Raw genomic sequence first — 21,344 nt, 5'->3', positions numbered from 1 at the left:
CTACATTTAAAAAAGAAGAAAACCTCTTACTTGAAGAGGTTTCTTATCAAATCATTATCTTATAAGCAGCTTGTTTTTACTTATAGGTAAATATCTGGTGGATATGGTGTGTTATCGCTAATTGGAGAATAAAGTGTATTTTCAACAAAGAAGTCATTTGGGGCTTGAGTAGTATCAATCGTAATTGAATCATACATAACTTGTGGATATGCCCAGATAAATTGCTTCATTAAACCTAAAGAAACATTATTCTTCATATCACCAAAAATTCGTTGCCAAATGGGTGTTCGATATGGCTTTGTTTTATCAAATCCATATATGTAAGCAATAGATGCATCGGGAACGAATCCGGATAAATAAATGACTTTATTGGCAGGATAGCCTAACCCTTGTATAGGTATTTGGGAAACTGCCTGATGTGCTAAGTCTAAGCGAGCTTCTAATAGCCAGTCATAAGCTTCTGTCATCATGTAGTCAAAATTAGGATATGAGTAGTGCTGGCTTGGATAGTTAATATAAGTAGCTAATGTCTGAATTGGAGATTGAATGGAAGGAAAGAAAATAAGAGGACTAACTTTAGCACTAGAATATTTTGCTTTGATCACGGTACGAATGTTTTGACAGGTTTGTCCTAACTTATTTCTAAGCCATGTTTTAAACTCATCATATGGCGTTCCTGTTTTATTCATTGCTTCATAAATTGTCCCCAAATCTGGTGCATATAAACCTGTATCTGCATTAAAGGCCAATTTTGTTGGGTAGTCATATACACAAGGTAGATTGGTGTCAGTGTTATACCACCACCAAGGTTCACCAATCTGCATATTTACATCGCATCCCCCTACGACCATTGCATCTGCAAACTCAATAAAGACTTTATGTAGATATGCCAAAGCATTCTGATGACTTAAACTAAAAAAATAGCTCGGTGGTTGGTAGCCTGTTTTACCTAAATTACTGTTCCAGTCACGCTGAGCCCAATATTCATTGGTTCCCAAGGAATACATTTCAAAGCTGACCCCAAAGATAGGTTGCATACTGGCATTATGCAAAGCTTGGGCATATTTTTCATGCCATTTACGAGTACATGAATTAACAACTGTCTCGCCTGTCACCAATGTATCTGGTATTTGCCATTTATTAATATCACTTTTCCACGTCATTTCAGGATAGTGCGACATTCCACAATAGTGATTGACCAAACCTTTATATCCCAAAGTCACCATATTGTTAACTAAGCGCTGAGGATTTAAATCATAGTGGTCATCATAGCTTGTACAGATGCCATAATTATGCTGTGGTACTACAACTCGGCTTAGATTTAACGTGGCATTCGCCCCTGTTACAACTGAATTGGTAATACGAATATAGCCATCTTCTGCTTGACTGAGAGGCAATGATGAGTGTGCGTTATAGCTGCTTGTAAAAGCTGAAAATGAAATCCGCTGAATATTAGTAACTGGAAAGTTATCTGTAGCAGAGAAGCCTGCTTTTACTGTATCCCAGTTAATATGAATATGTGCCGTTCGTGATGATGGATTATTTGCGTAATTAAATAGAACAATATATGCAATTTTATCTACGCCATTGTCGTTATAGTAAACCGTTAAAGTTGGGGTTAGTGCCCCATTATTTAAAACAGGCATAGAGGGAGACAGTTCAATATCAAAGTCCCATACCACACCTGAATAGCTATACTTGGTTTCATACGCTAAAAATTTATGATCTTTAGAATCATAAGAATCCCAAGTAATTCCTGCCAAATCCGTTGTCATGCGTGATCTAAAAGATGCTTCAAATCCATTTCCATAATTGGTAATAGCAAAAGACATTGTTTGTGGACCGTCTATTCTCCAATAAATAGGACTAAACCGATCAATAAGTGTATTTTGAGTGATTGGATGAGGTGATGTGTTAGTATTATTTTGCACATTTTGTCGATTAGTTATCATGACGTCATTCTCTTAATGTATTAAGAGGTTTTATATTAAATAATAATTTTTATTTTATTGTTCAGATAAGTAACAATGACGTTTAAATTATTTACAGTTTATTTTTTATAAAGGCCAAAATAAATTTACACAGGATACTTAATATTATTCTAAAATATTTTTGTACTAAGGAGATAATAAATGGAAAATTTCATGCAGCCTATAAATTTTAAGGGTTTGTTTTTATTTACTCCTCTTGCATTTGTATTATCAGGTTGTAGTGAAACTTTATATTCCCAAACAACACCACTGGTAAAGAATTCTTCAGAAAGTAACTCTTATACGCAGATCGACACAGCATTAGGAGAAAAATTACAGCCTAATGAAGAAGCAATAGCCCATAACATATCTCAAGTTATTGAAAAGTCAATTCGTGAACAATATACGGCTGGAAATGCTTTGCGTGACGCTCACCCTAAAGCACATGGGTGCGTTCGTGCTGAATTTCATGTTTTAAAAAATATACCAGCTCAGTTTGCTAAAGGAATGTTTATTCCAGATCAAAATTATCAAGCATGGATTCGCTTTTCAAATGCTTCTAATGACGCCTCTAGTGCCGACATAGACAAAGATGCAAGTGGAATAGCAATAAAAATTTTAGGTGTATCAGGACAGAAAATTTTAGAAAGTGAAAAACAAGCAACCACGCAAGATTTTATTATGATTAATCATCCAGTCTTTTTTGCGAATGATGCTAAACGATATCTTTCTTTTATGAATGATGTGAATAGCCATAATATGATCAGAAAATTTCATATTCCATTTGCATTAGGTGTTAAAGGAACTGTGAATGCACTCGGAGCACGTAATTCACAAATCGCAAACCCACTCTATGCGCGTTACTGGTCTATGGTTCCCTATCAATTAGGGCTAGGTAATGACCGGAAAGCGGTTAAATATTCAGTTCGTGCTTGTTCAATGCAGCCAAATAATCTACCTAAAAATCCTAGTCATGATTTCTTAAGAGAAGCTTTAAAGAATACTTTGCAAAATACCGATGCCTGTATGGAGTTTCTTATTCAGCCACGTACTTCAAGTCAAATGGTGGTAGAAGATGCAATGACAGAATGGGATGAAAATAAAGCTCCTTTTTATCAAGTGGCGACTATTCACATACCAAAGCAAGACTTTGATACACCAGAACAAAACAACTTCTGCGAAAATTTATCTTTTACACCGTGGCATGCTTTACCTGAGCATAAGCCATTAGGCGCAGTAAATAGAATGCGTAAAGTCATTTATGAAAATATAAGCAGAGTTCGACATGATATGAATTCAGCCACTAGACAAGAACCTTAGATGCTTTATCTATTACGATTTGGTGATTGAAAATAAGTTTAAATATGATTGTTCTCAAATACTCTTGCCTGAGCATAAGCTTTCTTTAATGAATACCTTTGCTTGTATCTATAGTGATGCGATCAATAAAGTCTGCCAGCCATAAAATAAAATCATCTTCGCTTTTATGCTTCGGAATCAAGCTCATATCTAATCTAATAGGTAGTTCATTTTTTACACTAACAATAGAACCTTCGAAGTTGACAAAGTTATATAAAAACTTTAGCTCAGTACCTGCAATAGCTTTTTTGATTTCCATAAGGGGGTTATTTAAGTTTTTAAAGTGGTTGTTTGAATAATTACTCTTAATATTTTTATTAATTTTTTCTGCTAATAGTAAGTATTTTGGCATTTTTATCTCCCTATTAATTATCTATAAATATGAGTATAGTTTGAAAGTTATAAAAATAAGTTTTTAATTTTTATTAAATTGTTTCTGTATTTTTAATTTTAATTGATAATTTATGTGTAATATAACTATTTATTGTTTTGAAGTGTGATTTATTTTTGGTTTTTATTCTTGATTAAATTGGTTGGTATTTAGCATTGACTAAAACACTCGAATTTTAAATTTATATTAAATGTGCTTAATTTTAATCTACTAAGCCTATTTAATTTTTAATATTTACTTGAGGCTAAAAAGTAATTAAATTTTTTGTAAGAATAAGGTGGGCTAAATTAAAAAACCGCCCCAGTAGGCGGATGCTGAATTTACAGCGAGATATAGAAGTGTAGTGGACGATCACTTCTATATTTTTTATATACTTATTTTTCTTCTTTTATAATTTTTGTAAAAGCATCTGACTTGAAATAATTAATGATCATCTCTCCATCATCCCCTGTAGAAGATGATACTTTGAGGGGTTCTTCATAAGTAAACTTAAAATCTGGAGGAATAAATTTTGAGATTGGTGGAAGCTTTGCCTCACCTCCTGTTGTGATTCTTTCAATAAAACCCGCAAGCCAAAGAATATATTCATCTTTATTTTTATATTTTGGCATCAGGCTCATGTCTAACTTTATGGCACATTCTTCTAATGGCTTGGTTAAGCATTCTTCAAAATCTATAAAATTATATTTAAGTTTAAACTTGGTTCCTTTAATTTCGTTACGGATTGCACCAACTAAATGATTTAAGTTCTCTGCTGAGCTTTCTGAAAATAAATTTTTGTCCTCAATTTTTTTATACACATTCTCAGCGATGATTAAATATTGTGGCATCTCTATTTTCTCCCTTTTATAGTTAAGCTACTCACTCAGCCTTTTAAGGAAGTATGATAGATATCATGTTTTCTAATGTAATTGTTGTACTGCTAATTGTAATTAATGTGTTTTTGTGAAAGCTGCAAGCATAACCATCCGAAAGAATTCAGAATAATGCAAACTAAGTCTCATTTTATGGATGGAAACTACTTTAACCAAAAAATAATTTTAGTTCATCCAAAGTTGGAAGTTGATTATAAGATTCATCAGCCGCAATTGTATTGGCCCAATTTGACTTTGAAACAATGCAAAAGTTAAGTTTTTTTAGTACAGTAAGCTCTTGATCTAAAAGACCTAAAGGGATCCACATAAACTGAGTGCTACCTACTAAGTTAGGTACTGGTGATCCACATTGGCTGCAAAATGAAGATGTGAAGCCTGTTTCTTTTTTATAAGTGCGGACAAGTTCTAAACCTGACAACCACTCAAATTTATCTTTGCTTACTAATGTTGCTGCATTTGCCCCCGTTCCGGTTTGTTTACGGCAAAGACTACAGTGGCAGTGATAGACTGTGTTTATTTCATTAGTAATTGAAAATTTAACTTCATTGCATAGACAAGAACCCACGTGACTCATCTCAAGCATCCTTAAAAATAATATTGAATATAGCATTAGGCATAAAAGGGTTAAATTTTACATTATATTTTTTAATGGATATGTCTTCTAAGAAGTGCAAATAAATATAAGGAATTGCTAGCGCTGAGGCTTGGCAGAATGTATTTATAACGTTTAATATGAATTTTGACATATAAATTGAATATAAAAATGCTGTGATGTGTTTATCTTGGATGCGACTTCAAAGCTTACATGATTAATCAACTCTATCAGCATTACAGTAGTATGGCATTAGATGCTTGGGGCTTTAAAAATACACCATCGTATAAAGGTACATACGACCCTGATGAGAATGATACAGTGACGAATAGCTTTAATTGGTTGAATGATGAGCAAGCTACAAAAAAAACAGAACAAGGACTGACTGCTTTTGTGGCATTAGATGATGCCTTTATCAGTATCGCTTCTCGTATGTATCTCATTAGAAATGCAAAAGAAAAAATCGATTTACAATATTATATTTGGACAAATGATTTTGTTGGAAACTTAATGCTGCACGAGTTACTAACGGCGGCAGATCGTGGTGTAAAAGTTCGGTTACTCATTGACGATCAGAATGGAGTAAAACTTGATGGTGTTCTAAGAAGCCTTCTACACCATCCTAACTTTGAAATTCGATTATTCAATCCCTACAAGTTTAGATATTTAAGAATTTTAGACTATATTTTCCGGTTCAAGAAAGTGAACCATCGCATGCATAATAAATTAATTATTGCAGATGGTGTGATTGCCGTAACGGGTGGTCGAAATATTAGTAGTGAATATTTTGACGCAAGTAGTAAGTTTCAGTTTACAGATCTAGATATTTTATTTTATGGGCATACGGTACAACATGCACAGTCTGTCTTTAATGATTTTTGGCAAAGTGATTTAAGCCAAAATGCTACTGAGCTGGTGGGTACATGTGCCATACATCACTTACAATCGTTACGGCAGCACTACCATGATTTAATTCATGAAAGTGAAAATCATACTCAAACCGAAGATAAGCTTTACGATGCTCAAAGCTATTTAAAAGAACTTTTAGAGCACTATCCAATCCAGTGGTCAAAAGCGCACTTTGTTGCAGATTCGCCTAAAAAAATATTAGGGCTAGCCTCCAAAGAAGAGATGCTCTATGGCCAAGTCATGAAGATTATGGGGGAACCAAAGCAGCATATCGAATTGGCTTCAGCTTATTTTGTTCCTACACAACAAGGCACTTACTACTTAAAACAACTCAAGGTACAAGGTGTTAAAGTCAGAGTTTTAACCAATTCTTTTGCAGCAAATGATGTGGCGATTGTGCATGCTTTTTATAGTCAATACCGAGTTGAAATGCTTAAAAGTGGAGTGGAACTATTTGAGTTTAAGCCATTTTTAGAACGCAGACGCAGAACATGGTATGAAGTGGTGACTGGAAGTGTAATCCCTGCAAAAGGTAAAAATAAATCGAGCTTGCATGCCAAATTTTTTGATGTAGACGGAAAAGTGTTTATTGGTTCGTTTAACTTCGATCCACGTTCAACTTACTTAAATACTGAGGTCGGTCTTGTTATTGAGTCGAGTCAATTACAAGCTCAAATTTCAGTCATGCTTGATCAACATTTACCTCAAGTCGCCTATCAACTTAAGTTAAATAGTGAAGGCAAAATTGTTTGGTTAGACTATCAATCTAATGGAAAAGTGGTTGAATACGAAAAAGACCCAGATACGAGCCTTTTCCAACGTACCATGATTAAGGCAGTTTCATATTTGCCAGTTGAATGGATGATGTAACAGCATTTCAACTTTATTTATAAAATACCAATCTCTTTAAAGAATTTTTGATAAGCCTCTGCTTTCTTCTCTAGCGCTAATGGATAGGCTCTAGAAGAAGATGGTAAACGGTATAAATCAATATTTCGTTTAGCAAAGTAAGTAGACGTAGAAGTTCCTATAAGAGGTTTTTCGGTGTGTTCTGGTAAAACTGAAATTAAAGTGTCAGTCGCTTTATCGCCAGTGGTCATAATGGTCTGACAAAGTGGTATCTGTTGTAGCAAAGTAGCAAGATCTGTCGGTGTTACTATTTCAAGAAATTTATCTGCGGCATTACCCTTCAATCGCTTAATTTGATAAGCCGTGTCAAAGATTGCAATACCAGTTTCAATTAAGAAACTTCGAATACGTTCTTCATTAAAATTTTTTTGGTTTTCACTTAAAAAGTAAGTTTTGTCTTGGAAAAAAATTAAACCAAAAATTCGCCACATATCATTTTGGAAATTTGGATAGTAAAAATCCATCTTCCATTTATTACGCGGTGGTGGAAAGCTACCCAACATGAGTAAACGCGCATTTTCAGGTAAAAATGGTTCTAGTGGATGTGTTTCTATCTCAATTATCATAAAAAATCAGTGTTTACTTAAAAACTTTATAAACAAATTACCCTATTTTTTAGTTAATCACGAGTCATGAAATGCAATTTCTTTTAATTAAAGCATTAATTGGAAAAATCAGCTCTTACTGAAAGACCTTGAGGTGATACCTCTTTAGAAATCACCTCAATAATTTGTAACGTATAAGTGAGCTGGTGAACTCAAACTTATTAAGAGTTCAAGACTTTAAAAACCTTACCTGTTCTTGGATGAGCAAAACTGTTATCCGGATCTAAATTAATGACCTTATCTGAAATTACAATTTTAGAAAGTGGTAACCAATTCTGCTCTACTGCAGCATCAACAAAGTTTTTTTCATAAATATTTTCATAAATTTGTTCAACAACGATTTCCATACCACACATACTTTTAGCATTCACTTCTTTTAAAATATGGCGTTTTGACATATTAGTCTCCTTTTTTATTATTCGTATCGATAATAATAAAGGCTCGACTGATACATTATGTAAATTTTAACAATCAAAGTGTTTTTTTGTTTTAATCATACTTTTGTAATAATTAAATGAATAGTTGAGTGATTATTTAATTTAAATATTATCTCTAAGCTAATCTAATTCAAAATAATTATGGCTTTTTATTCTTAATAAAAATAAAAGGGTTCATGGCCTGAACCCTAATTTTATTTAGACCTAAACGTGTACTGCATTATCAAGTGAACCATCATCTTTGTCTTTAGCAGAGTCTTTACTAATCACTGAATCAGTATCGTTATCTCTGTTAAAACTCTTACTGTTCTTTTGCTTTTTCTTGTACATACACATCCCAATCGCAATACCTGTTCCTAAGACTATAATTGACTTTAACATTTTGCACCTCTTCGATTAACGGAGTAACTTTTGAGAAATTAACTTAAATTATTAGCACAAAATTTGTTATTTAAGGGCTTTCATTTGCTCCGGTTTTGTAATGTGTTTAATTTTTATGTTAATTGAATAATCTTATAATCCGTAAAAATAACTTTTGATACAAAGCAAAAAGCCTATTCTGTTTTATGAATAGGCTTTTTACTGTATTTCAGGATTAAGCAGTATTATGAATTGCTTTAAGCAATCTTATTATCTTTAAATACACTACAAATGTATTTAATGCTGAACTTTTAGTCAAGATAGGATTGAGTGATTTTACTAATAATTGGTGGTTCTTGTGATGATCATCACATTATATTGTTAGGATAAGAAAAAACCCATTTCTACTTCTCATGAAGAAATGGGTGATGTGAAAACCACAAAAGACCTGAAATACCAAATGTTCTTACATTCAGTAAGGTTGAGTGTAGTGAATATACCGAATGGTTGACAATTAAACTATTTGTATTTTTTTTAGTCATTTCGGCCAATAAAAAAACAGTTATGATTCTGTAGATTAACTCTGATTAGTCATTCATTATTGACCAAAAATTCTATAAAGTACCCTCACCCAATTATTAAGACATATATTTTCAATCAGTGTTTTAGAATAACCACGCTGTTGCATACGATCAATTAAGCGATGTAGGCCAGACACATCTTCAAGTTCTGTACCAATGAGTGCACCGTCAAAATCCGAACCAAAGCCCACATGTTCTTCGCCCAAATGATCCATTAAATATTCTAAATGTTCCAAAATTACATCTATGGATGTATCTGCATTTCGTTGTCCATCCGATCGTAAAAAAGCGACATCGAAATTAACCCCGACCATCCCTTTACTTTCTCGAATTGCTTTGAGTTGTGGGTCAGTTAAATTACGGGCTTGAGGGCATAAAGCATGTACATTAGAGTGGGTTGCTACAATTGGCTGCTGCAATATTTTTACAGTATCCCAAAAAGCTTGTTCATTCATATGTGAAACATCAATCACCATTTTTTTTTCAGCACAGCGCTTTACAAAATCTTTGCCATCACTCGTGAGACCTGCTCCTGTGTCGGGTGAGTGAGGAAACGTAGCATTTAAACCATGTCCAAAACGAGTAGGTCTATTCCAGAGGGGACCAATACTACGTATGCCTTTTTCATAAAATACATCGAGTAAATCAGGATTGTGTTGTAAAGCTTCTGCACCTTCCATATGCAATACAATTGCTAGCTTTTGCTCTGCTAAACAATCCTGAATATTTTGAACCGAGGTACAGATTTTAATATTTTTAGAATACTGAGTAAGTTGGTGAGCTAAATCGAGTTGTTCTAAACAAATTTGTTCAATTTGCTGTTGCGTAAAATCAGAAGCATTCGGATCAAATAATTTATTGGGATGATGCTGCTTAACATAGTTGTATGGGGGTAAAAAAATCGCAAACATTCCCCCCATAAAACCAGCTTCTTGACAGCGTTTTAAGTCCAGATGGCCTGATAGGCGTGCATGAACAAAAGCATGTACAGGATCTGGATGATCACTTAGCCATAAGCGTGTTAATGCATCATTATGTCCATCAAAAACTGGAATATGGCTAGGCTTCATGAGTATTCCTTCCTACTTGCTATATATCTGTAATCGTGTGGACTGGAATATTTTGTATGGTGCTTAAAGATTTAGAGTTTCTACTATTACGGAATACTAAATTTTGCAAAGGTGCAGCCAATTGACTTTCTGCCCGTGCTTGTTCAATCATTTGATGATACGGCGATTTCCCACATACAGGATCGGCATTAGCTGCATCTCCAGTCAACATATAGGCCTGACACCGACATCCACCAAAATCTCGGTCTTTATCAGGGCAACTACGGCAACCTTCTGGCATCCATGCATCACCACGAAAATGATTGAATCCAGTTGACTTGTACCATATATCTGACAATTTATGTTCGCGGACATTTGGAAACGAAATTGGCAATTGTCGTGCTGCATGGCAAGGTAGCGCCATACCATCTGGAGCAACTGTAAAGAAGATTTTACCCCAGCCATTCATACAGGCTTTCGGTCGCTCTTCATAATAATCAGGCACTACAAAAATGAGTTTGCAAGGATGATTTTGCGCTTTTAATTTTTCTCGATATTCATTGGTAATCCGTTCTGCACGTGTCAGTTGCTCTTGTGTGGGTAATAAACCTTGGCGGTTGAGAAAAGCCCAACCATAAAACTGACAAATTGCTAGCTCGACTGTGTCTGCATTGAGCTCAAGGCAAAGTTCAATAATTTGTTCAATCTGGTCAATGTTATGTCGATGAATAACAAAGTTAAGCACCATTGGGTATTCATATTTTTTAACCAGTCGGCACATTTCATACTTTTGTTCAAAAGCATGCTTTGAACCTGCCAATGCATCATTCACCATAGGATCGCTAGCTTGAAAGCTCACTTGAATGTGGTCTAGGCCCGCTTGTTTTAGATCAGCAATGCGTTGTTCGGTAAGGCCCATACCGGAGGTAATTAAGTTGGTATAAAACCCTTGCTGATGAGCATGTGCAACGAGTTGTTCTAAATCCTGACGTACTAGCGGTTCACCACCAGAAAAACCAAGTTGAACAGCACCCATCTGACGCGCCTGATCAAAAACATCAAACCACTCTTGGGTGGTTAGCTCATTTTTATGCTGAGCATAGTCTAATGGGTTTGAGCAATATGGGCATTGTAGCGGACAACGATAAGTGAGTTCCGCTAATAACCATAAAGGTAGACCAACACCTTCTGTCATACTAAATCAATCCAGTGTTGCTGCTTTGCGACCAGCATGTAATCCACTACATCTTGATCAATCTCAGCAATATCACCAAATTTTTGCTTTAACTGGGCAATAATTGCAGAAACATTTTGCTGCCCATCAATATATTGTCCGATTGCCCCTGCACTCTCATTTAACTTAATCATGCCTTCAGGATATAAAATCACAAAACCATTTTGAGCTGGCTCGAATTGAAAACGGTAACCTTGTCGCCATGTCGGCACAAGGTTTAAATCAAACTGCTCTTTATTCATTTAAATAGTCCTTTGTGCCAAACTCGTTTGCTTGTCACGCTGTGATACGGTGCTTCATTGTGAACATATGCCAAAGTTAAAGCATCTAAAATGCTCCATAAAATATCCAGCTTAAACTGTAATATTTCCAGCATTCGTTCTTGTTGCTCAAAAGTTGTAAATGAATCAAGCGTAATTGTTAAACCATGTTCAACATCACGGCGTGCCTGACTCAAACGAGAACGAAAGTACTCATAGCCTTTATCATCAATCCATGGATAGTGCTGTGGCCATGAATCAAGTCGTGACTGATGAATTTGTGGGGCAAAAAGTTCAGTTAAAGAGCTGCTTGCTGCTTCACGCCATGAAGCACGACGTGCAAAATTTACATAGGCATCTACCGCAAAGCGTACACCAGGTAAAACTAACTCTTCGGAAATAACCTCTTCACGACTCAAGCCCACAGCTTCGGCTAACCGTAACCATGCTTCTCGACCACCTCCATCAGGATATTCACCATCTTGATCGATCATGCGTTGAATCCATTCTTGACGAACTCGTTGATCAGGGCAATTTGCCATAATCGCCGCATCTTTAAGCGGAATATTAATTTGATAGTAATAGCGGTTTGCAACCCAAGCCTGAATTTGTTGCTGGGTGGCTTTACCTTCATACATCATCACGTGAAATGGGTGATAAATATGATAATACTTGCCTTTATCGATAATGGCTTGTTTAAATTGTTCGGTTGTTAAAGCTTCAGGTGTTTGAGTCATGTTTCACCTTAGAGTTCAATTTGCATGCCATCATAGGCAACTTCTACACCATTTGCTTTAAGCTCAGCAAACTGGCTAGAGTTTTCATTTAAAATTGGATTGGTATTGTTAATATGAATTAGCACTTTTTTAGGTGTACTCAGCTGGTTTAAATAAGACAGTGAACCACCCTCGCCACTAATATATAAATGCCCCATTTCACGGCCAGTTTTAGTTCCAACCCCTGTTTGCTGCATTTCATCGTCTGTCCAAAGCGTACCATCAATCATGACGCAGTCTGAACTCTGCATAATCTGCATGATTTGATCATCAATTTTTCCAAGACCTGGTGCATAAAACAACTGCTTTTGTGTTTTATGATCTTTGATAATTAAAGCAATATTGTCGCCATCATGTGGGTCATGTCTATGTGGTGAATATGGCGGCGCAGCACTTTTAATAATTAAAGGCACAAACTCTAAATTTTCGAAACCATCAATTTTAAAGGCTTGTTTAGGATTAATTTGGTTGTATTGAAGACCACCATTCCAGTGTTTGAGCATATTAAAAACTGGAAAACCACTCGTTAAATCTTGATGGACCATTTCTGTACACCATACATTCATTGGGCAACCTTCACGTAAGGTTAAAAGCCCAGTCGTATGGTCTAACTGACTGTCCATTAAAATAACGCTTGTTATTCCTGTATCACGCAATTTACGCGCTGGTTGAGCTGCTTTAAATTCGAAGAGTTGCTGACGGATATCAGGTGATGCGTTTAATAAAACCCAATCTGTTCCATTTTCAGAAACAGCAATTGATGATTGAGTACGGGGTTTGGCTTGGATTGTGCCTGTGCGCACACCATGACAATTCGGGCAATTACAATTCCACTGCGGGAATCCGCCTCCAGCAGCTGAACCTAAAACATAAATATACATAAAATTAATATCTTATTAGAAAGAGATAAGCCCTAGAACAAGACTAGGGCTTATGACATATTTGAATGAAGCTGATTAACGTGCTTCAAAGTACATAGTAACTTCAAAACCAATGCGTAAATCAGTAAAAGCTGGTTTAGTCCATTGCATAAATTATCTCCGGTTCATATTAATCTTATGAAATGAATCACTTGATTAAGATTTATAAGGCAATTAAAAATTTATTCTAAATAAAAAAATTGGGTTTGTAGACCACCCCTAGCTAAGATATTGTTCGATAATTGTGTTTTTTGTCCAAATTTTAATATTCCGAACATAGTTGCTTATTGGGTGTTTCATCAAATATTCATACTAAAAGCGTATTTTTTATCCGTCTTAATTGATCAAATGATAAAAAAATGAAAAATTTAACAATACTTTTTAAAGTAACAACACTTTCTCTGGCTGTAGCGTTATTGGCGGGATGTAATGACGATGATGATAATGACACAGCACCACCTGCCCAAAGAAGCAATCAAACCGTAAATATTTTAGCTTTTAATGACTTTCATGGAAATCTTGAGCCACCTAAACGTTATGTCGAGGCATCAAATCCAAATGATGCTACTCAATCTATTCGTATTCCTGTGGGAGGAGTGAGTTACTTTGCCGATGCAATTAAAAAACTTAAAGCAGAAAATCCAAATAATGCTGTGGTTTCGGCGGGTGATTTAATTAGTGCCTCTCCTCTCACCTCTTCTTTATTTTTAGATGAACCAACTATTGAAATCATGAATGATATTCAAATTGACTTTAATGCTGTAGGTAACCATGAATTTGACCGTGGTACAGACGAATTACGCCGTTTAAAAAATGGTGGATGTCAGCAATATACCAGCACTGTACCTTGTCAAATTAATAAAAATTTTAGTGGTGCAAAATTTGATTTTCTCGCTGCTAACGTAGCAATGAAAAATGATGCGAGCAAAACAATCTTTCCTGCATATAAAGTCAAAACTTATGGTGGAATTCCAGTCGCATTTATTGGTTTAACCCTTAAAGCGACGCCAAGTATTGTTTCTGCGGCGGGTATTAAAGACGTTGAGTTTCGTGATGAAGCTGATACGGTAAATGCCTTGATTCCTGAGTTACAAAAACAAGGCATTGAAGCAATTGTTGTTGTGGTACATGAAGGTGCAGCGCCGAGTACTAAGTTTAATGAAAAAACTTGTGATGGTTTAAGTGGTCCAATTTTAGGAATTTTGGATAAGCTTAATCCAGCAGTTGATATTGTTGTTTCAGGTCACACACATCAATCTTATATTTGTGACTATGCTACAAAAAATCCGGCAAAACCATTCTTGCTTACCTCAGCTGGACAATATGGCACGCTCATTACTGACATTAAGGTTGAACTTGATGGTAAAACCGGTGATGTGATTAAAAAGGATGCTAAACAGGTTCCTGTACAAAGTGAAGCCTACACATCTGGGACAACCACTGTAAGCCTTACAGATCTCTATCAAAAATTTAGCAAAACGCCAAGCATTGAAGCCATTTTAGATAAATACCGCCAAGCTGTGACTACCATTTCAAGTCGTGTGGTTGGAACTGCAACAGCAGTAATAAGTCGTACTCAAGTCGAAAGTGGTGAAAGTCCGCTAGGTATTATGATTGCCGATGCTCAGCAAGCGGCTGCCTTAAAAGCAAGTAATCAAGGCTCTGATTTTACGCTAATGAATCCAGGCGGTGTGCGTGCTGATCTACTTATTAACAGTAGCAACCAGATTACCTTCGGCGATGTTTTTGCGGTTCAACCATTTGGTAACTCTATTGTGACATTGAGCTTAACCGGTAAACAGATTAGAGATGTGCTTGAACAACAATGGTCTGGTGCAAATGCAAATTCACCTAAAATTTTACAGCCATCTAAAGAGTTGAGTTATCAATATGCGACAAATACGTCTGTTTCACCAAGAGCAAGTAACATCATGGTTGCTGGTTCGCCGTTGCTTGACACTAAAGTGTATCGCGTGACGGTAAATAGCTTCTTGGCAGATGGTGGTGACAACTTTACGGTATTAAAAGAAGGCCAAAACCGTGTAGGTGGTGGTCAAGATATTGATGCTCTTGAAACTTATATTGCGGAAAACTCAAAGAATTCCCCATTAACTATTCCCGCTACGACTCGAATTAAAGTCGTCAAATAGCAAATTTAATAAAAAGGGACAGTTTAGGCTGTCCTTTTTTCTATCTAAATTTTTTATTCTGTATAGAGATTAAGTTCAATGCTACTGATATTAGTCCCTGTATTCGCAAAAATAACATCTATGACTTCATGCAGTAGTTCTTTCACTTTTTCATGTTCATAGCTAGTTGCTTCTGCGGTTTTTAGACAAATCAAGTTACAGCTCATTTTATCTTTTCTAAGCTTATAGATACTCTTACTTTTTCCTAAGAACACCCTTTTGATGAGCTTGCGATTTTCAAATTCAGATAAAATGCGATAAATCGTTCCGAGTGTAATTTTATGTTCATTTTTAATTTGCGCATAAATGCTCACCGCGCTTAAACCTTGTGGATTTTGATTTAAAATTTCAAAAACCTGTATTCTCGATTTTTTTATTGGTAGTCCATTTAATAATGATTTTGAAGTTGCCGTCATGATTAATTAGCCCTAATGTTGAAAAGTATAGAAATTCTTAAAATTATTTTGTCTATACTTGTTTGAAAATTATGGATATTTTTAATAAAAAACAAAGCCTATTCCCCTACGAATAGGCTTTGTACTTAGTTTTAACTTAGAAACTATAAGTCGCTTTTACAAAGTAATTGCGGCCATAAAGTTTGGTGTTAAATGATGCATTTTCATTTTCCAGATCAACATTGGTCAGATTTTTTACACCATAGTCCAATGTTAAACGTGGAGAAAGTGGTGAGGTAAATGTCACATCGTAAGTAGTATAGGCTGGTAACTCTTTACCACTAGATAACATTTGATGACCTATATAGCTTGCACCAAATTTCATACGATAATTTTCAACAATAGCCCATGAAAGGGAGCTATTAATTAACCATTCCGGACGTTCAGTAAGGTCTTTACCAGTTACTTCATTTTTAGCATCTAAATATGTTGCATTAGCTGTTATCCCTAAATCATCACTAAAGTCATATCCACCGTTGAGTTCCACACCTTTCAGTTTTGCTTTAGCAACGTTGTCCCATTTATATGGATATTTGGTTGGATTTGGAGAATTAGGATTAGAAACACGTTCAATTAAGTTCTCAACATCATTTTCAAATACTGTAACACCTGCATTCCAGTTTGGTTTACGAATAATTAAAGATGCTTCATAGTTAGTACTTTCTTCGGGTTTTAAATTTGGATTCCCTGTAATAAAACAGCTACCTCCACAAGAAATTAACTCATAATTTGCATCTAACTGATAAGGTCCAGGAACTTTATAAGCTTGCCCAACACCACCTTTAAGAATAACTCCTTCAGCGAGTTCATAAGCTAAATAGGCTTTACCAGTTGCTTTGCCATCAAAATTATCAAAGTCATCGTAACGGCCACCTAAAGTTAAGGTCAGAGCATCATTAATATGAGTATCATTCTGAACAAATATCCCATAACTTTTCTGTTCAGATCCACCAGATGTGTATCCTACGGGATCTGTCACTTGCTGATCTTTATAATCAACACCAGCTGTGCTGTTATTCAGCATCCAGTCAAAGTTAGCAAAAGCACGACCTAGTAAGTTTTCTTGTTTATAGTTACGACTTTGCGGGGCATTATATTCGCTGTCAAAGTCATAAATTTTAGCAGTTTCTTTCCCAATATAAGCTTCTGTTTTCCCCCAACTCCATTTCCCTCGATGAGTAATACCTAAATTGGTACGCTCATCTTCACCTTCTTGAATTGAAGATGCCGCATCTTGGGTAAGTGGTCTCTTATCTTTGGTATAGCCTAAATCTAGATCTAAAGTTTGTTGGTCATTAATATCCCAGCTTAAGGTCCCATGTACGTTCTTTGTGTCTTTCTCTACAAAATAGGCGCCATTTGAGTCTGGTTTTCCATTTCGATACCAAGCATCGCGGTTATAAGAATCACCAGAAAGAGAAAAACTAACATTATCGGTTAAGCCACCAAAGAGATTAAATCCGTATCGGAATTGATCTTTTCCATTTCCTCGGTCAGCTCGGTTATATTGGCCAAAGATTGAACCATGAAGCTGCCCATTCTCGGCTTTCTTAGTAATAATATTGATTACCCCACCCATGGCATCAGAACCATAAAGCGATGACATTGGTCCACGAATCACTTCAATTCGTTCTATACTATTTAGTGGAATTGAACTCCAATCAAAGTCATTACCTCGCCACATCGCTCCTAAAGAAGATGTTCTTTTTCCATTGATTAGAATTAAAGTATAACTACCTGAAGTATCTTGCATCCCTCGGATAATAATTTTGTCCTGTCCGCTGTTATAGTTATAAACCCCAGCTTGTTTTTGTAAAACATCAGCAAGACTCAGTGCCGCACTGCGTTCAATTTCTTCACTTGTGATCACACTAATGGATGCAGGTGCTTTATCTACATCTTGTTCTTTTAATGCAGCAGAAACCACAATAGTTTTAAGTTTTTGAACTGGTTCACTATTACCTTGCTGTTCACTATCTGTATTTGCTTGAACGGCGAAAGGAAGCAGTGTTGAGATGGCGACCACCAGCGCCTTTTTCGTTAACGTCATTTCTCGGCCCTTATTCTGGATAATGATTACCACATGATAATTATTATCATTTATGATGTGCCGAGCATCATATACGCATGACTTTTACTGATCAAGATAAAAATAATTATTAGTTGTGTAATGATAACCATTATTGTTTGTGATGTAAAAAAGCGTTACCATTACACTTTCGTGTGCCTAAAAACCTATTTAAAACAATCTTAAAGTAGACATAACAATGCTCTCTCGATTTTTTATCTATCACCCTATTTTTGTTTCTGTCATTGCAATTACTATTCTTATTTTTGGTTTTCTTGCCACTTTAGCCATGCCAGTCGAACGCTATCCTAACCTTGCTCCACCGGGTGTTACGGTTGTTGCGAACTATCGTGGTGCAGCTGCTGACACAGTCGAAGAAAGTGTGACCCAAATTTTAGAACAACAAATAAAGGGTCTAGATAATTTACTTTACTTTACGTCCTATAGCGAATCATCGGGAACAAGTAGTATTGATATTCATTTTAAAATTGGCACAGACATTGATAAAGCACAGCTCCAAGTACAAAACAGAATTAATGGTGCATTAAATCGTTTACCTGAGGAAGTTCAAAGACAAGGTGTAAACATATGGAAAACCACGGGTGATATGTTGCTTATTGTGGGCCTATATGATGAAACAGGTAAAACCAGTAATATTGATTTATCTGATTATATGGTCAATCACTTTGAACAACCTTTAAGTCAGTTGCAAGGAATTGGTGAGGTTGATGTTTTTGGTTCAAGTTATGCCATGCGCATTTGGTTAAATCCAAATCAACTTAGAAATTACCAACTTGTGCCGAGCGACATTGAAAAGGCCCTCGAAGATTATAATACTCAGATTGCTGCAGGTTCGATTGGTGCAATGCCCTCTGCTTCTGACCAAAATATTTATGCAAAAGTAAAAGCTGGTTCACGTTTAAAAACAATTGATGACTTTAAATCGGTGGTGGTTAAAGCAAATATTGACGGTAGTCTTGTTTATTTAAAAGATGTCGCGAGAGTCGAATTAGGTGCAGAAAATTACGAAAGCATTAATACACTTAATGGCTACCCATCGGCAGGTTTAGGAATATCTCTCAGCCCCGATGCCAATGCAATTGAGACTTCTGCTCTCATTAAAGAAAAAATGGCTCAACTTAGCCAGCATTTACCAGCTGGATATAAAATTGTCTATCCACGAGACAATACACCATTTATTGAAGAGTCAATTAAGCAGGTCATGATCACGTTGCTTGAAGCAATCGTGCTTGTTGTTATTGTGATGTATCTCTTTTTACAAAATTGGCGTGCAACTCTTATTCCAACCATTACCGTTCCGATCGTCATTAGTGGCACATTTGTAGTGTTGTATTTATTTGGGATGAGCATTAACACGCTTACGCTATTTGCACTGGTTTTAGCGATTGGATTATTGGTTGATGACACGATTGTAGTCGTGGAAAATGTTGAACGGCTTATGCACGAACAACAGCTCAGTGTACGTGAAGCTTGTTTGATGTCGATGCAAGAGATTAGCGGTGCATTGGTAGGTATTACGTTGGTCTTAACCGCGGTATTTATCCCAATGGCTTTTTTTAGTGGTTCGACGGGTATGATTTACCGTCAGTTTTCTATTACATTAGCAGCGGCGATGTTGTTGTCATTATTTGTAGCCATGACCATCACGCCAGCAATGTGCGCAGTTCTATTAAAAAAACATCATAAAAAACCAAAATGGGGACAAATGCTTGAGCTTGCTCTTCAAAAATTCAGATCAGCTTTTAGTTTTTTATCTGTTTGTTTAATCCAGTTTAAAGTATTTTCCAGTCTGTTGGTTGTGGGCATCGCGGTTATTCTATTTATAATTTACCGCAGTTTGCCTACAAGCTTTATTCCAAATGAAGATCAAGGATTACTTGCTGTTCCCTATAGTTTGCATAACAGTGCTTCAATGAGTCAAACCGAAGAAATTGGAAGACTCGTCAATAATTATTTCTTTGAACATGAAGGCAAAAATATTAATACCGTACTGGTCGTAAATGGACAAAACTTTTCAGGGAGCGGTCCAAATTTAGGTATGGCCTTTGTTTCGCTTAAACATTGGAATGAGCGTAAAGGAGAAGCTAATGCGGCGAGTGCTATTCGTGAACGTGCCCAAGCATATTTACAAAAAAACTTGCCGGCTAAAGTCATGGTAGGAATGCCACCAAGTGTATCTGGTTTAGGTCAATCTGACGCTTTAGAACTTTGGCTTAGAGATGTAAATGGTCAAGGGCGCGATGAATTAATTAAACAATATAAAGCCTTAGAAAAAGAATCTCGAAATTATTCAGCCTTTGAAAATCTAAGTCCCCTTGTGAGTGAAGATAAAGCCGAAGTATTTATTCAACTCGATCAAAATAAAGCCAAAATGTTAGGAATTGACCAACAAGCAATTCGTTCAACATTATCGACTGCCTGGGGTGGAAACTATGTTGGCGATTTTGTTGAACGAGGTCGAATTAAGAGAATCATTATGCAAGGTGATTCAGAGTTTCGTTCTAAACCCGAGGATTTAGCGTATTGGCATGTACGCAATAACTCAGGTGGAATGCTTTCCCTTGCTCATTTTGCGCAAAGTCAGTGGACAGGTGGCCCAGAAGCTCTTACCCGATTTATGGGACTAACTGCCATTCAACTTGAAGCCAATGTAAGTCCAGGCTTTAGCTCAGGTCAGGCAATGCAACAGTTAAGTGATATGGTCAGTAAACAGTCTGGTATAGATGTAGCATGGAGTGGTCTTTCTTTACAAGAACAGCAATCTAGCAGCCAAGCGATCTATTTATATCTCATTTCTATTTTGTTTATTTTCTTATGTTTGGCTGCCTTATATGAAAGCTGGAAAGTTCCTTTTATTATTTTATTAGGGCTACCTCTAGGCATTACAGGCACTATTATTTTTGCTTGGATTTTTAAGTTACCTAACGATGTTTACTTTCAAATTGCCCTATTAACAGGTATTGGCTTATCTTGTAAAAATGCAATTCTGATTGTTGAATTTGCGACTCAAGCACTCAAACAAGGGAAAAGTAAAATCGATGCAGCAAGTGAAGCATTAAAGCTACGTTTACGTCCAATTCTGATGACATCTCTTGCCTTTGGTGCGGGTGTGGTTCCTTTAATTTTTGCAACTGGTGCAGGCGCTGCTAGCAGATATGAAATTGGAATGAGTGTATTTGGTAGTGTCGTGTTTGGTACCTTACTGGTACCGCTATTTACGGTGTTCTTCTTTGTTGTGGTTCATAGTTTACCGAGTTTTCAGTGGTCAATGAGTAAACTATGGTTGAGTCGAACTTTAAGATTTAATAGCCGTATTAAAAAGGACAATACATCCTTTTAAAGGTTGAAATAAAAAATGGCAGATTTAATATCTGCCATTTTTCA

General features: G+C 36.0%; 19 protein-coding genes. 4 read left to right on the top strand and 15 right to left on the bottom strand.

Going from position 1 to position 21,344, the window contains the following annotated elements:
- Positions 1-80: 80 nt before the first annotated feature.
- On the bottom strand, positions 81-1,952 hold the full coding sequence (locus tag ACXM0J_RS10840) for a non-contractile tail sheath protein (RefSeq protein ID WP_213034382.1): 1,872 nt from the start codon (positions 1,950-1,952) through the stop codon (positions 81-83).
- A 180-nt stretch (positions 1,953-2,132) separates the two neighbouring features.
- Between ACXM0J_RS10840 and ACXM0J_RS10835 the strand changes: the two genes are divergently transcribed.
- Positions 2,133-3,290 carry a catalase family protein gene (locus ACXM0J_RS10835; protein ID WP_479750504.1) on the top strand — a complete coding sequence of 386 codons (1,158 nt, stop codon included), beginning with the start codon at positions 2,133-2,135 and terminating at the stop codon, positions 3,288-3,290.
- Positions 3,291-3,375: 85 nt separating this feature from the next.
- Here ACXM0J_RS10835 and ACXM0J_RS10830 read toward each other — a convergent pair whose 3' ends face one another.
- The 3 genes from ACXM0J_RS10830 to ACXM0J_RS10820 all read right to left on the bottom strand — a co-directional run bounded on the left by ACXM0J_RS10830 (position 3,376) and on the right by ACXM0J_RS10820 (position 5,178).
- Complete coding sequence (locus tag ACXM0J_RS10830; protein ID WP_086264683.1) at positions 3,376-3,681, bottom strand: hypothetical protein; 306 nt, start codon at positions 3,679-3,681, stop codon at positions 3,376-3,378.
- A 413-nt stretch (positions 3,682-4,094) separates the two neighbouring features.
- Positions 4,095-4,550 (bottom strand): hypothetical protein, encoded by a 456-nt coding sequence (locus ACXM0J_RS10825; RefSeq protein ID WP_086264682.1) that lies wholly within the window; start codon positions 4,548-4,550, stop codon positions 4,095-4,097.
- A gap of 193 nt (positions 4,551-4,743) precedes the next feature.
- Positions 4,744-5,178, bottom strand: coding sequence for a GFA family protein (locus tag ACXM0J_RS10820; RefSeq protein WP_086264681.1), 435 nt, complete (start codon positions 5,176-5,178; stop codon positions 4,744-4,746).
- A gap of 222 nt (positions 5,179-5,400) precedes the next feature.
- On the opposite strand from ACXM0J_RS10820, the gene ACXM0J_RS10815 reads away from it, so the two are divergent.
- Complete coding sequence (locus tag ACXM0J_RS10815; RefSeq protein WP_086264680.1) at positions 5,401-6,966, top strand: phospholipase D family protein; 1,566 nt, start codon at positions 5,401-5,403, stop codon at positions 6,964-6,966.
- A 17-nt stretch (positions 6,967-6,983) separates the two neighbouring features.
- On the opposite strand, the gene ACXM0J_RS10810 is transcribed toward ACXM0J_RS10815, so the two are convergent.
- The 9 genes from ACXM0J_RS10810 to pqqA form a co-directional block, all read right to left on the bottom strand.
- Positions 6,984-7,571 carry a uracil-DNA glycosylase family protein gene (locus ACXM0J_RS10810; RefSeq protein WP_086264679.1) on the bottom strand — a complete coding sequence of 196 codons (588 nt, stop codon included), beginning with the start codon at positions 7,569-7,571 and terminating at the stop codon, positions 6,984-6,986.
- A gap of 200 nt (positions 7,572-7,771) precedes the next feature.
- Complete coding sequence (locus tag ACXM0J_RS10805) at positions 7,772-8,008, bottom strand: hypothetical protein (protein WP_086264678.1); 237 nt, start codon at positions 8,006-8,008, stop codon at positions 7,772-7,774.
- Between the two features lie 243 nt (positions 8,009-8,251).
- Positions 8,252-8,428, bottom strand: a complete 177-nt coding sequence (locus ACXM0J_RS10800; RefSeq protein WP_086264677.1) for a hypothetical protein — start codon at positions 8,426-8,428, stop codon at positions 8,252-8,254.
- Between the two features lie 577 nt (positions 8,429-9,005).
- On the bottom strand, positions 9,006-10,058 hold the full coding sequence (locus tag ACXM0J_RS10795; protein ID WP_479750501.1) for a dipeptidase: 1,053 nt from the start codon (positions 10,056-10,058) through the stop codon (positions 9,006-9,008).
- 19 nt (positions 10,059-10,077) lie between these two features.
- Positions 10,078-11,232, bottom strand: a complete 1,155-nt coding sequence (pqqE, locus tag ACXM0J_RS10790) for a pyrroloquinoline quinone biosynthesis protein PqqE (protein ID WP_086264675.1) — start codon at positions 11,230-11,232, stop codon at positions 10,078-10,080.
- Complete coding sequence (gene pqqD / locus ACXM0J_RS10785; protein WP_004792407.1) at positions 11,229-11,513, bottom strand: pyrroloquinoline quinone biosynthesis peptide chaperone PqqD; 285 nt, start codon at positions 11,511-11,513, stop codon at positions 11,229-11,231. Before pqqD ends, pqqE begins: the two co-directional genes overlap by 4 nt.
- Positions 11,510-12,268 (bottom strand): pyrroloquinoline-quinone synthase PqqC, encoded by a 759-nt coding sequence (pqqC, locus tag ACXM0J_RS10780; RefSeq protein ID WP_086264674.1) that lies wholly within the window; start codon positions 12,266-12,268, stop codon positions 11,510-11,512. The genes pqqD and pqqC overlap by 4 nt, the downstream gene beginning before the upstream one ends.
- Positions 12,269-12,276: 8 nt before the next feature.
- Complete coding sequence (pqqB, locus tag ACXM0J_RS10775; protein WP_086264673.1) at positions 12,277-13,188, bottom strand: pyrroloquinoline quinone biosynthesis protein PqqB; 912 nt, start codon at positions 13,186-13,188, stop codon at positions 12,277-12,279.
- Between the two features lie 75 nt (positions 13,189-13,263).
- Positions 13,264-13,338: a pyrroloquinoline quinone precursor peptide PqqA gene (gene pqqA, locus ACXM0J_RS10770; protein WP_001982218.1), complete on the bottom strand. Its 75-nt coding sequence runs from the start codon at positions 13,336-13,338 to the stop codon at positions 13,264-13,266.
- Positions 13,339-13,586: 248 nt separating this feature from the next.
- On the opposite strand from pqqA, the gene ACXM0J_RS10765 reads away from it, so the two are divergent.
- Entirely contained in the window at positions 13,587-15,377 is a 1,791-nt protein-coding gene (locus ACXM0J_RS10765) for a bifunctional metallophosphatase/5'-nucleotidase (RefSeq protein ID WP_086264672.1), read from the top strand.
- Positions 15,378-15,430: 53 nt separating this feature from the next.
- Here ACXM0J_RS10765 and ACXM0J_RS10760 read toward each other — a convergent pair whose 3' ends face one another.
- Both ACXM0J_RS10760 and ACXM0J_RS10755 read right to left on the bottom strand, forming a co-directional pair.
- Complete coding sequence (locus ACXM0J_RS10760) at positions 15,431-15,832, bottom strand: transcriptional repressor (RefSeq protein ID WP_004792413.1); 402 nt, start codon at positions 15,830-15,832, stop codon at positions 15,431-15,433.
- 136 nt (positions 15,833-15,968) lie between these two features.
- Positions 15,969-17,921 carry a TonB-dependent receptor plug domain-containing protein gene (locus ACXM0J_RS10755; RefSeq protein WP_086264671.1) on the bottom strand — a complete coding sequence of 651 codons (1,953 nt, stop codon included), beginning with the start codon at positions 17,919-17,921 and terminating at the stop codon, positions 15,969-15,971.
- A gap of 217 nt (positions 17,922-18,138) precedes the next feature.
- Between ACXM0J_RS10755 and ACXM0J_RS10750 the strand changes: the two genes are divergently transcribed.
- Positions 18,139-21,300 carry a multidrug efflux RND transporter permease subunit gene (locus ACXM0J_RS10750; RefSeq protein ID WP_086264670.1) on the top strand — a complete coding sequence of 1,054 codons (3,162 nt, stop codon included), beginning with the start codon at positions 18,139-18,141 and terminating at the stop codon, positions 21,298-21,300.
- Positions 21,301-21,344: the final 44 nt, after the last annotated feature.

The organism is Acinetobacter sp. GRABPA_MV_2, assembly GCF_056725885.1.
The sequence above is the reverse complement of the archived record's forward strand: the minus strand, read 5'-3'. Positions and strand labels throughout refer to the sequence as shown.